Below are 12,172 nucleotides of genomic sequence, written 5' to 3'. Positions count from 1 at the left end.
CTCCGTCGAGGTGCCGCGGTAACCCACGTCAGTGTCCGGAGTCACCCTTCGGCCAGGTTCTGAAACCCCGCCTGGGCCGCGTGCGGGAACACTGTCCGTCCGGAGGGTGACGCCGGGTGGCTGCCGGTTGCGCTTGCAGGCCGGGGCGACGAGAGCCTCAGCCGGCGCCGATGAGCATCAGCGCGATGTCGTCGCCGGGAGTGGGCGCATGGCGGATGAGCGTGTCGGCCATGGCGTCGAGGTCGGCCGGGTCCTCGTCTTCGAGAAGCCCGGCGAGGGCCGCGACGGCGTCGTCGAGATCAACTCCCGGGGCTTCGACGAGCCCATCGGTGTAGAGGACGAGCACACAGCCCGGCGGCAGCGGAACCTCCCGCGTCGGGTAGCGGCAGTCCGCCTCGATCCCGAGCAGCAGGCCGGGCGGCACCAGCACGGGTTCGGTACGTCCGTCGGCATGGCGCAGCAGGGGCGGCGGATGGCCGGCGGTGGCCAGGCGCACGCGGCGGGTGGCGAGGTCCAGGTGGAGGTAGACGCAGCTGGTGAACAGGCCCGGCTCGAGGTCGTTGAGCAGGCGGTTGGTGCCCGCCAGGACCCGATCGGGGGACGAGCCCACGGTGGCGTGGGCATGGACTGCGGTGCGGACCTGTCCCATGAGCGCGGCGGCATCGACGTTGTGCCCCTGCACGTCGCCGATCGCGGCGCCCACGGTCTGCTCGTCGAGACGGATGAGGTCGTAGAAGTCGCCGCCGATACCCAGGCCCCGGGCCGCCGGAAGGTAGCGTGCGACGACCCTCAGGCCGGGGATGTCGGGAAGCTGGTGCGGCAGCAGGGCGGACTGCAGACGGTGGGCGAGGTCATGCTTGCTGTCGTAGAGGCGGGCACGGTCCAGCGCCTGCCCGATCAGACCCGCGATCGAGGTCAGGACGGCTCTTTCACCGGGCGGGAACGGATGGCGCTTGCGGTAGGAGATGAGCAGAGAGCCCATGGGCCGGCCGGAGGCGATCAGCGGCAGGACGGCCCAGGCGGCCATCCCGTCCTCGTGCACGGTCTCGGGATAGTCACGTTGCAGCTCCGCGAACGACGGATAGAAGCCCGGCAGGCCGGTGGTGAGAACCCTGACCACGGGGATGTCCGAGCTCAGAGGGACGGACTCGAAGCGGCGCATGAGTTCGGCGCTGTAGCCGCGGTGACCGATGATCCTCAGGCGGCCTTCGTCGGCGGTCATCAGCACCATGCCCTGGGCGCCGAGTGCGGGCAAAAGCTGGTCGGCGGTCTGGTCCGCGACGTCCTGGACGCTGGCGGCCTCCGTCAGGGTGGCCGCCAGCTGCATCAGGTGGTAGAGCAGGGTGGCGCGGCTGGGACCGGCGGCCGGCCCCGATGGCGAGGCGGGAGCGCTGTCGGACGGCGAGGCGGGAGTGCTCTCGGACGGCGAGGCAGGAGTGCTGTCGGACGGCTCGGTGGGGGTGCTCTCGGGCGGCTCGGTGGGGGTGATGCGGACGCTGATGCCGGAGGGGTCGGGATACAGCTCGTACGCCAGCCAAGTCCCCGGCGGGCGCAGGACGGTGAACTTCTGCGGCTGACGGCTGATCAGCGCGGCCCGGTAGCGGTCCTCGACCTCGGGGACGTCCATCCAGGGCAGGGCCTCCCAGGGCAGCGCGCCCAGCAGGTCTTCGCGGTCACGGCCGAGGAGCTCGGCGCAGGCAGGGGTGACGAAGGTGATACGGCCCTGCAGGTCCAGGGCACAGCAACCGCCGGGCAGCCGGTCGATGAAGGCCGCGGCGGCGGCCGCCTCGTCCGGCGGGCGGGTACGCCCGGTCGGCAGGGGCAGGGCCACCGTCCGCGGACGCTCCGGGACCGTTACCGGGTCGCCCCGCTCCGCGGCCTGCTGGAAGATCGTGCCCAAAAGGCGGCAGCCCGACTCGATCAGCTCGCGCTCGACGGGGGCCAGTTCCGGCGGCCGAGCCCCGGACCAGAGCAGCACCAGCCCGCCGCGCACCGTGCCGCCCGAACCGACCGGGGCAGCGGACAGCGCGAAGTCGTACGGCAGCACAAGGGCCGGCCGCGGATACCGGCGGGCCAACTCCTCCTGGCCGCCGATCCACACCAGGCGCCGCTCCCGCACGGCGTCCGCCACCGGCATCGGGTCGCTCAGTGCGACGCGCCGCCAAGGAGTCGCGAGCTGGTCCGGCACGCCGGTCACCATGATCAGCGACAGCGCGTCGTCGTCCGGCGGCAGCACATACAGCAGGCCGCCGTATGCGCCGGCTTCCCGCACCACGGCGGCCATCGCGGTTTCCATCAGATCTCCTAGCAAGGGGACCACCGGCTTCAGCCGGTGGGGGAATTGCTTCTTTGGCCCGCTCTGACCTCGGCTGTGTGCACGGATCTGCACTGTTCACCTCGGCCACGACACACCCATGCTGTTAGACACGCGTCGCATGTATGATCCGCGCATGGCCGTGACCAGGAAGGTTCGCCGGTTCTCCGGCGGCGTGTACGACCTCGGACTCCACGTCGTGTGGTGTCCGAAGTACCGCCGTCCGGTCCTCGGTGGCCGGGTCGCGGCACGCCTGGACGAACTGATCCGGCAGAAGGCCGACGAACGGGGATGGGAGATCGTGGTGCTTGAAGTTATGCCCGACCACGTCCACCTGTTCGTCAAGCACGACCCGAAGTCCTCGGCGTCATACGTCGCGAACCAGTTCAAGGGCTTCACCTCCCGCGTTCTGCGGGAGGAGTTCCCACACCTGCGTTCACGGCTGCCGACTCTGTGGTCGTCGTCGTACTTCGCCGCGTCGGTAGGCGCGGTCTCGGCGGACACCGTTCGCCGGTACATCGACACGCAGTGGGAACGCCCGTGGAGGAAGGGAGACGGCCCGTGATCCGGGCGTACAAGTTTCTCCTGCGCCCCACCACCCGCCAAGCGGCGGCGCTCGGCGAGATGCTGCGGGACCACTGCTCGCTGTACAACGCGGCGTTGCAGGAGCGCCGGGACGCCTACCGGCACCCGTCGAAGACCACCATCCGCTACGGGGACCAGTCCGCGCAGCTCAAGGAGATCCGGGCGGTCGACCCCGACCGCCAAGGCCGCTGGTCGTTCTCCTCGCAGCAGGCCACCCTGCGCCGCCTGGACAAGGCGTTCCAGGCATTCTTCAAGCGCGTCAAGGCCGGTCACACCCCGGGATACCCGCGCTTCAAGGGCGTCGGGCACTTCGACACCGTCACCTTCCCCAAGGACGGCGACGGCTGCCGCTGGAACTCCACCCCCCACGACCGGCAGACCCGCGTCCGACTCCAGGGTGTCGGGCACATCCGCGTGCACCAGCACCGGCCCGTCCGGGGCCGCGTCAAGACGATTTCGGTGAAGCGCGAGGGGAACCGTTGGTACGTCATCATCGCCTGCGACAACGTACCCGCCGAGGAACTGCCTCCCACCGGCGCGGTCATCGGCATCGACATGGGCACCACGCACTTCCTCACCACGTCCGAGGGTCAGCACGAGCCGAACCCACGCTTCCTCGACGCCGCGGCTGAGGAGCTGGCCGCCGCGCAGCGGCACCTGGCGACGTTCCCCAAGCGCACCAGGCAGCGCACCAAGCGTCACCGCGCCGCCGCCCGGAAGGCCGCCAAGCTGCATGCCAAAGTGCGGCGCCAGCGTCTGGACTTCCACCATAAGACGGCCCGCGCGCTCATCGCCGACAACGACGTGATCGCGCACGAGCGCCTCAACACGGCGGGCATGACCAAGAGCCCGGCACCCAGGCCCGACCCCGAAAACGACGGCGCGTTCCTCCCCAACGGAGCCGCCGCGAAGGCCGGGCTGAACAGAAACATCCTTGACGCGGGTTGGGGGCAGTTCCTCGCGATCCTGGCGAACAAGGCTGAGAGTGCCGGTCGCCTCATGATCCCGGTGGATCCCCGCAACACCTCCCGCACGTGCCCGCCCAGCCTCAGCGGCTGCGGACACGTGGACGGGAAGAACCGCGTCACCCAAGCCAAGTTCCAGTGCACGGCGTGCGGCCTCACCGCGAACGCGGACCGCGTCGGCGCGACGAACATCCTCGACAGGGCCGGGCTGGTCCTCTGCGACGTGGCCTAGCCACCGACGCAGGAAGCCCGCGCGTTCACGCGTGGGTGGAGTCACCAGCTTTCCGTCCGATCTTCACTCTGCGGCATGGAAACCGACACCGGCGGGACTGCACCCCACCAGTCACACCGCATATCACGCATATGCGGACACTATGCCGAGCATGGCGCAACGGCATCCAGGCACCGGAGACGGATCACGGCGGCCCGGAGGCGACGGCGGAGGCGCCGACCGTCACCCGCTCGCCCCGAGGACACCGCAGCAGGTGTGCGCCGTACCCGCGCCGTTCCGCCTCGGTGAGGAAGTCGGAGAGTGGTGATTTGAATACCGTGTAGTCGTCGTAGTGGATCGGCAGCGCGTGGTGCGGACGGACCGCGTCGAGCAGGTCGGCGCCCTGCCGGCCGTCCATGGTGACCACCATGCCGCCGGGCAGGGTGGTCCCGCCGAGGTGCAGGACCGCCAGGTGGATGTCGGGACAGCGGCGGGCGATCTCGCGCAGACCGTCGTACATCAGCGTGTCACCGGTGAGATAGAGGACCAGACGGGTCTCTCCGGAGCGGTCACCGAACTCCAGCAGACTCCCCATGACGGGCGGCAGCAGGACGCGCGCGGCACCCGGTGCGTGGCGTCCGGGCAGCGAGGTGACCCGTACCAGGGAGTCGCCGCGCGACACGGTGTGGCTCTGCCAGGTACGCAGACCGACCGCGCGGTGGAACCCGAACAGACCCTGGAGGCACCGGGAGGCGTGCGGCGTGGTGACGAAGGGCAGACCGCGGTCCAGGCCGCGCCGGGCCACTCGGTCGAAGTGGTCGCCGTGCAGATGCGACAGCACCACCGCGTCCAGGTCCCCGTGGGGCAGTTCGGCCACGTCGAGGGCCGGCTCGGACAGCCGGCGCGACACGAGCCCATAGCCGAGGTGGGCGAGCTGTCCCCGGTGGAGGAAGTTCGGGTCGGTCAGCAGCGTCAGTTCTCCGTAGCGGATCAGCAGGGTGGCGTTGCCGATGAACAGGATCTCGGCGTGTCCTTCGGGCGGTGGATGCGGCATGACGATCTCCCTCCGGCGAGGCGGCGCCGGCCCCTGTCGGGCGTGGACCCACGTGCGCGGTGTCCCGTTGCGCCGTCGGCTCCGACCAGGCACGAGTGCCCGCCGCGTTCACGACGGAACCGGAACACCGCCGCGCAGACCTCCGTCACCCCGCGGGCTCGGCTGCGGCCGCCGGTCCTGAGGCGCGCCGGGAGAGGGCACTGGGCCACCACGCCGGCGGGCCGATGTCGAGCACCAGGGCGGGGACGAGCAGTGACCGCACCACGAGGGTGTCGAGCAGCACCCCGAACGCCACGATGAACGCGATCTGCACCAGGAACGCCAGGGGGATGACCATCAGGGCGGCGAACGTCGCGGCCAGCACCACACCGGCCGAGGTGATCACCCCGCCGGTCGTGGTCAGCCCGCGCAGCACGCCCTGCCGGGTGCCGTGCACGAGCGCCTCCTCCCGGACCCGGGACATCAGGAAGATGTTGTAGTCGACGCCGAGGGCGACCAGGAACACAAAGCCGTACAGCGGTACGGAAGCGTCCGTACCGGTGAAGCCGAGCAGGTGCTCGAAGACGAGCGCCGACACACCGAGGGTCGCCAGGAAGTTGAGCGCCACGGTCGCGACCAGCAGAACGGGTACCAGCAGGGAGCGCAGCAGCAGCACGAGGATCAGCAGGATGATGCCGAGCACCACCGGAACGATCAGGGTGCGGTCCTGCGCGGCGGTCTTCTGCGTGTCGTACTGCTGGGCGGTGTATCCGCCGACGAGTGCGTCGGCCCCGGGCACCGCGTGCACGGCGCCGCGCAGCCGCTCGATCGTCCGCTTGGCGGCATCGCTGTCCGCCGCGTCCTCCAGCGTGGCGTCGATGCGGACGCGCCCGTCGACGACCCGCGGCTCGCCGCCCCCCGGCCGTCCCGAGACGGACACGGCGCCGGCCGAGGCCACGCCCTCGGTGTCCCGCGCCGCGGCCGTCACCTCGTCGGCGCGCCCGGCGTCGGCGATGATGACCGCCGGGTTGCCGGCCCCGCCGGGGAAGTGCTCGCCGAGCACCTCCTGGGCGGCCACCGAGGGTGCGTCGTTCACGAAGATCTCGTCGAGCGGTACGCCCTTGGCGGACAGGGAGGGGGAGAACGCCGCGAAGACGGCGAGGACCACCGCGGTCAGCGCCCACACCCGGCGCGGCCGGCGGTCCACCGTCGCGGCGACCCGGCGCCACACCCCGTGGCCCTCCACGGACGCGTCCGCCGCCTTCGGCCGGGAGGGCCAGTACGCCGCCCGGCCCAGCAGGGCCAGCACGGCCGGCAGGAAGGTGAGCGTGCAGAGCACGGCGCACACGATGCCGATGGCGCCGACCGGACCGAGGGCGCGGTTGTTGGTGAGGTCGCTGGCGAGCAGGGCCAGCAGGGCGAGCGCCACGGTGGCCGCGCTCGCCACGATGGCGCCGAAGGACCGGCGCACGGCCGCCAGGGCGGCCGCGGCCCGGTCGCCGCGCACGGCGAGTTCCTCGCGGAAGCGCGCCGCCAGCAGCAGGGCGTAGTCCGTGGCGGCGCCGATCACGAGGATGGAGAGGATGCCCTGCACCTGGCCGTCCACCCGGACCACATCCCGGTCCGTCAGCGCGTAGACCACGGCACAGGCGAGTCCCAGGGCGAAGACGGAACCCAGGATGATCACGAACGGCAGCAGGACGCTGCGGTAGACCAGCAGCAGGATCAGCAGTACCGCGCTGAGCGCCACGCCCAGCAGCAGTCCGTCGATGCCCGAGAACGCGTCCGACAGGTCGGCCTGGGTCGCCGCCGGCCCGGCGATCCGGGCCGTGACGCCGGGCACGCCGTCCGCCGCCCGGCGCACCTCGTCCAGCACCGCGGGCAGTTCGTCGCCCAGTCCGGAGTCCAGCTGCACCACCGCCTGCAGGGCCCTGCCGTCCTCGGAGACCACCGCGGGCGAGGGCCGGCCGACGACACCCGGGGCCCCGGCGAGCTCGCCGACAGCGGCCGTCGCGTCCGCCCGCTGGGCATCCGTGATCCGGGGCCCGTCCGTCGTCCAGACCACGATCGCGGGCAGGGTCCCCGACCGGTCGAACGCCTCCCGCGCCTGGAGGACCCGGGTGGACTCGGCACTCCGCGGCAGGAAGGCGGACTGGTCGTTGGTGGCCACCTCGCTCAGCTTGCCCGCGTACGGCCCGAGTGTTCCGCCCACCCCCAGCCAGACGACCAGCAGGACCAGGGGCACGAACCATCGGGCCCAGCGCGGCGTGTTCTTCATCAGCATCCCCACGAGCAGATCACTTGAGTCAATGATCAATCATTGCGGGGGCTGGTCCTGCCGCGCGGAACTCCGGCTGAGCGGCCGCACGTCGGCACCCGCACCCTTGCTTTTGCCGCCGGACTGACGGATAACACAGGCATCGGGCCGAGGACCACGCCCCGGCGCGGTCCTCGCGGGCGATGGTCGGTTGTTCCCGTTGGACGGCAGGGAAGAGTACATGTCACAGCGCAGTGACCTGCGGCAGCACCGGGCCATGCTGGAGAGCGCGTGGTCCCGCTGGGTGCCGCGGATGAAGGACGCCGGCACCCGGCCCGTCGGCGCCGAGGCACTGAGGCGGGACGTCACCGAGTCCTGGATGCGCTCGCTGGACAGCGTGGACCCGGCGCTGGACAGCGCCCCCGTCACCGACGGGGGAGCGGTGCACCACCGCTGGCTCGGCTCACCGCTGCGCCGGCCGGTCGCCGGTCTCACGGACGAACTGCGTGCCATAGCGGAGGACGCGGGATTCGTCACCGCGGTCACCGACGAGACCGGCACCATCCTGTGGACGTGCGGCGGACGCACCATGCGGCGACAGGCCGAGCGCGTCAACTTCGCGCCCGGCGGCCGGTGGGACGAGGACGCCATGGGCACCAACGCCCTCTCCCTCGCCCTGCGCACCGGCCGCCCCAGTTGCGTCTTCTCCGCCGAACACCTCGTCAGCGCCCTGCACGGCTGGGTCTGTTACTGCGCTCCCGTGCACGGCCCGGACGGACGGGTCCTGGGCGTGCTCGACATGTCCACCACCTGGGACCGCTCCAACCCGCTGGCCATGGCCACCGTGCGCTCCCTGGCCGCCACCATCGAGTCCCGGCTGCGCACCGAACCGCCCCGCACCGGCACCATCCCGGCCCCGGTGCGGCTGACCTGCCTCGGCACCGGCGAAGCCGTCCGCGACGGAGCCGCCCTGCCCCTGCGACCCCGGCAACTGGAGATCCTGACGCTGCTCGCACTGGAGCCGGACGGCTTCACGCCCGGCCGGCTCCGCGCGGCCCTGTACGGCGACCGGACGGTCACCGCCTCGACGTTCAAGGCGGAGATCTCCCACCTGCGCCGCGCCCTCGACGGCGGCATCGCCACCCGCCGCTACGCCCTGACCACTCCCGTGTCCTGCGACGCGCGCGAGGTCCTGCGCGCGCTGGAACACGGGGACGTGGAGACCGCGCTGCGGCTCTACCGCGGCCCGCTGCTGCCCCGCTCCGAGGCCCCCGGCATCGAGGAATGGCGCACCCACCTGGAAGTGGCCGTGCGCGAGGCCGTGCTGGCCGGCACCAGCCCGGAACACGCCCTGCGGTACGGCGAACGGGCCCCGTACGACGCCGAGGTGCACGAACACGCGCTGCGCCTGCTCGACCCGCACGACACCCGCCGCGCCCTCGCCCTGGGCCGCCTCACCACCGCCCTGCGGTACTGACCCGCACCGGCGTCGCGACACCAACCTCGCGCCAACCTCGGGGACGCAGAGTGCCGTCCGTCACGACGGACCGGACCGTCGGACCACCGCACTCGCCACCCATCGAGGAGAGCCGCCATGGTGTACGCGCAGCCGGGAACGGACGGCAGCATCGTCGACTTTGCGTCGCGCTACGACAACTTCATCGGCGGGGACTGGGTCGCCCCCGTGGAGGGACGGTACTTCGAGAACCCGACACCGGTGACCGGCGCGACGTTCTGCGAGGTCGCCCGCTCCTCCGCCGCCGACGTCGAGCTCGCCCTGGACGCCGCCCACGCCGCCGCGGCCACGTGGGGCGCCACGTCCGTGGCGCAGCGATCGAACATCCTCAACCGGATCGCCGACCGCCTGGAGGAGAACCTCGAGAAGATCGCCGTAGCCGAGACCTGGGAGAACGGCAAGCCCGTACGCGAGACACTGGCCGCCGACATCCCGCTGGCGATCGACCACTTCCGCTACTTCGCCGGAGTGGTCCGCGCCCAGGAGGGCAGCATCGCCGAGATCGACGCGGACACCGTCGCCTACCACTTCCACGAGCCGCTGGGTGTGGTCGGCCAGATCATCCCCTGGAACTTCCCGATCCTGATGGCCACCTGGAAGCTGGCCCCAGCGCTGGCGGCCGGCAACTGCGTGGTGCTCAAGCCGGCCGAACAGACACCGGTCAGTCTGCTGTACGTCATCGAGCTGATCGCCGACCTGCTCCCGCCGGGCGTCCTCAACGTCGTCAACGGCTTCGGCGTCGAGGCGGGCAAGCCGCTCGCGTCCAGCGCGCGCGTCGCCAAGGTCGCCTTCACCGGCGAGACCACCACCGGGCGCCTGATCATGCAGTACGCCAGCGAGAACATCGTCCCCGTCACGCTGGAACTGGGCGGCAAGAGCCCGAACATCTTCCTGCCCGACGTCACGGCCGCCGACGACGACTTTCTGGACAAGGCCGTCGAGGGCTTCGTGATGTTCGCGCTGAACCAAGGCGAGGTGTGCACCTGTCCCTCCCGCGCGCTCATCCACGCGTCCATCTACGACGAGTTCATGGCCCGCTGCGTCGAACGGACCAAGGCCATCGTCAGCGGTGACCCGCTGGACCCGGAGACCATGATCGGAGCCCAGGCCAGCAACGACCAGTACGAGAAGATCCTCTCCTACATCGACATCGGCCGGCAGGAGGGCGCCGAGGTCCTCACCGGCGGCACCCCGAGGGCCGTACCGGGCCTGGAGGGCGGCTACTACGTCGAGCCGACGATCTTCCGCGGCACCAACGACATGCGGATCTTCCAGGAGGAGATCTTCGGCCCGGTCGTCTCGGTCACCACCTTTGACTCGGTCGACGAGGCCCTGAAGATCGCCAACGACACGCTGTACGGGCTCGGGGCCGGCGTATGGACCCGGGACGGCAATACCGCGTACCGCCTGGGCCGTGGGATCAAGGCCGGCCGGGTGTGGACCAACTGCTACCACGCCTATCCGGCGCACGCGGCCTTCGGCGGCTACAAGAAGTCCGGCATCGGCCGCGAGAACCACAAGATGATGCTCGACCACTACCAGCAGACCAAGAACCTGCTCGTCAGCTACTCCGGGCAGAAGCTCGGGTTCTTCTGATGGAGCACCGCACCCGGCGCGTCGAACTCACGGCGGTCGCCGAGGAGTTGGTGCGGCGGATCGTCGCGGTGCACGGCCCGGTGATGTTCCACCAGTCGGGTGGCTGCTGCGACGGCAGCTCGCCCATGTGCTACCCGCGCGGAGAGTTTCGGGTCGGCGCCTCGGACGTCCTGCTCGGGCAGGTGGCCGGCGACTCCCCCTTCTGGATGAGCGCCGACCAGTACGCGTACTGGTCGCACACCCACCTCACCGTGGACGTGGTCGCCGGCCGGGGCAGCGGCTTCTCCCTGGAGGCCCCCGAGGGCGTACGGTTCCTGCTCCGCTCCCGGCTGCTCACCGACGAGGAGCTGCGACGCATCGAGACGGAACCGCCTCTGCCCACCGGGGCGGACCCGAGCGGATGAACCGTCACACCGGGCGAGGGCCGCGAGACGGCCCCCGCCCGGACCCTGTGTAGTCCGAACCGGTGGAGAAGAGACGTCCTTCTCCGGACAGGGCACCGCCGCCCCGGCGCTGAGGCCCCGTGAGGGCCGCGCCCACCTGGGTGATCACCGGTGGCGGGCTGGAACCCCCGCTCATAGCTTCGGCTCATGAACAGACGACACATCGCGTATCTCGCCTGCACCACCGCCGTCTTGGCCGCCGGGCTCGGTGCCGCCCCGGCGGTGGGTCACCACCCCACCCTGCACCGTGTGCAGCCAGGCCAGTCGATCCAGAAGGCCGTCGACGCCGCCGAGCCGGGGGACACCGTCCTCCTCGCCCCCGGCACCTACCGGCAGAGCGTCACCATCACCACCTCGGACATCACCCTGCGCGGCCACGGCGCGAACCACACCGTCCTGATGCCCGCCAAGACCGCCAAGGGCGCCTGCGCCAAGGCCGGCAACGGCATCTGCGTCAGCGGCACCGACAAGAAGCCCCTCAAGGACGTCGGCGTACGGTCGCTGACGGTCCGTGGCTTCGCCAAGAACGGACTGTGGGCCACCGGTACGGAGGGACTGAAGGTCCGTTACGTGACCGCCGAGAAGAACGGCCAGTGGGGCATCGCCGAGGAACGCTCCGTACACAGCGTCATCAGTTACAACCTGACCCGGAACAACGGCGACGCGGGACTCTTCGTCGCCAACACCGTCGACACCGAGGAAGGCGCCCGGGACGCCCGCAAGACAGTCGTCCGGTACAACAAGACCGAGGGCAACCGGGTCGGCGTCACCGTACGGCGCCTGCGGAACCTCCGCGTCACCCACAACGAGGCCACCGGCAACTGCGCCGGCGTGTTCGTGGTGGGCGACGAGTCCAAGCCCCGAGCCGGCCACCTGGACGTGAAGTACAACAGCGTCCACGCCAACAACAAGTACTGCCCCAAGACACCGCGCCTGCCGTACCTCCAGGGCTCCGGCATCGTCCTCACCGGCGTCGAGAAGACGGTGGTCGCCTACAACCGGGTCGACAACAACAAGGGCGCGTCCCCGCTGTCCGGCGGCATCGTGCTCTTCAAGAGCCTCGTCGGCACGCCCAGCGAGCACAACAAGATCCGCGACAACCTGGTGACCGGCAACAGCCCGGCCGACCTGGCCAACCGGGACACCGCCAAGACCAACACCTTCAGCCGCAACACGTGCACGCTCTCCGAGCCCGCCGGTCTGTGCTGACCCACGCCCACCCGCACCCCCCACCCACTGCACAACAGCAGAA

Annotated in this window: 9 protein-coding genes; 6 read left to right on the top strand and 3 right to left on the bottom strand. The window is 70.9% G+C overall.

Going from position 1 to position 12,172, the window contains the following annotated elements; translation table 11 throughout:
- Nucleotides 1–157: 157 nt before the first annotated feature.
- Complete coding sequence (locus AB0L56_RS17900; protein ID WP_365424359.1) at nt 158–2,296, bottom strand: SpoIIE family protein phosphatase; 2,139 nt, start codon at nt 2,294–2,296, stop codon at nt 158–160.
- Nucleotides 2,297–2,450: 154 nt separating this feature from the next.
- On the opposite strand from AB0L56_RS17900, the gene tnpA reads away from it, so the two are divergent.
- Nucleotides 2,451–2,879 carry an IS200/IS605 family transposase gene (gene tnpA / locus AB0L56_RS17895; RefSeq protein WP_365424357.1) on the top strand — a complete coding sequence of 143 codons (429 nt, stop codon included), beginning with the start codon at nt 2,451–2,453 and terminating at the stop codon, nt 2,877–2,879.
- Nucleotides 2,876–4,096, top strand: coding sequence for a transposase (locus AB0L56_RS17890; protein ID WP_365424355.1), 1,221 nt, complete (start codon nt 2,876–2,878; stop codon nt 4,094–4,096). Before tnpA ends, AB0L56_RS17890 begins: the two co-directional genes overlap by 4 nt.
- 184 nt (nt 4,097–4,280) lie before the next feature.
- On the opposite strand, the gene AB0L56_RS17885 is transcribed toward AB0L56_RS17890, so the two are convergent.
- The gene (locus AB0L56_RS17885) at nt 4,281–5,129 is read right to left on the bottom strand and encodes an MBL fold metallo-hydrolase (protein WP_365424353.1); all 849 of its coding nucleotides are present in this window, start codon (nt 5,127–5,129) and stop codon (nt 4,281–4,283) included.
- A 145-nt stretch (nt 5,130–5,274) separates the two neighbouring features.
- Nucleotides 5,275–7,386: an MMPL family transporter gene (locus AB0L56_RS17880; protein WP_365424405.1), complete on the bottom strand. Its 2,112-nt coding sequence runs from the start codon at nt 7,384–7,386 to the stop codon at nt 5,275–5,277.
- A 220-nt stretch (nt 7,387–7,606) separates the two neighbouring features.
- Here AB0L56_RS17880 and AB0L56_RS17875 point away from each other — a divergent pair, with 220 nt between their 5' ends.
- From AB0L56_RS17875 to AB0L56_RS17860, 4 genes are all read left to right on the top strand, one after another.
- Nucleotides 7,607–8,842, top strand: a complete 1,236-nt coding sequence (locus AB0L56_RS17875) for a GAF domain-containing protein (RefSeq protein ID WP_365424351.1) — start codon at nt 7,607–7,609, stop codon at nt 8,840–8,842.
- A 117-nt stretch (nt 8,843–8,959) separates the two neighbouring features.
- Nucleotides 8,960–10,477, top strand: a complete 1,518-nt coding sequence (gene adh / locus AB0L56_RS17870) for an aldehyde dehydrogenase (RefSeq protein ID WP_361032326.1) — start codon at nt 8,960–8,962, stop codon at nt 10,475–10,477.
- Nucleotides 10,477–10,881: a DUF779 domain-containing protein gene (locus tag AB0L56_RS17865; protein ID WP_361032329.1), complete on the top strand. Its 405-nt coding sequence runs from the start codon at nt 10,477–10,479 to the stop codon at nt 10,879–10,881. The genes adh and AB0L56_RS17865 overlap by 1 nt, the downstream gene beginning before the upstream one ends.
- A 186-nt stretch (nt 10,882–11,067) precedes the next feature.
- Nucleotides 11,068–12,129: a right-handed parallel beta-helix repeat-containing protein gene (locus AB0L56_RS17860; RefSeq protein WP_365424348.1), complete on the top strand. Its 1,062-nt coding sequence runs from the start codon at nt 11,068–11,070 to the stop codon at nt 12,127–12,129.
- The last annotated feature ends 43 nt before the right edge of the window (nt 12,130–12,172 follow it).

This window comes from Streptomyces sp. NPDC052079, from assembly GCF_040680275.1.
In the GTDB taxonomy this organism is placed as follows: domain Bacteria; phylum Actinomycetota; class Actinomycetes; order Streptomycetales; family Streptomycetaceae; genus Streptomyces.
The sequence above is the reverse complement of the archived record's forward strand: the minus strand, read 5'-3'. Positions and strand labels throughout refer to the sequence as shown.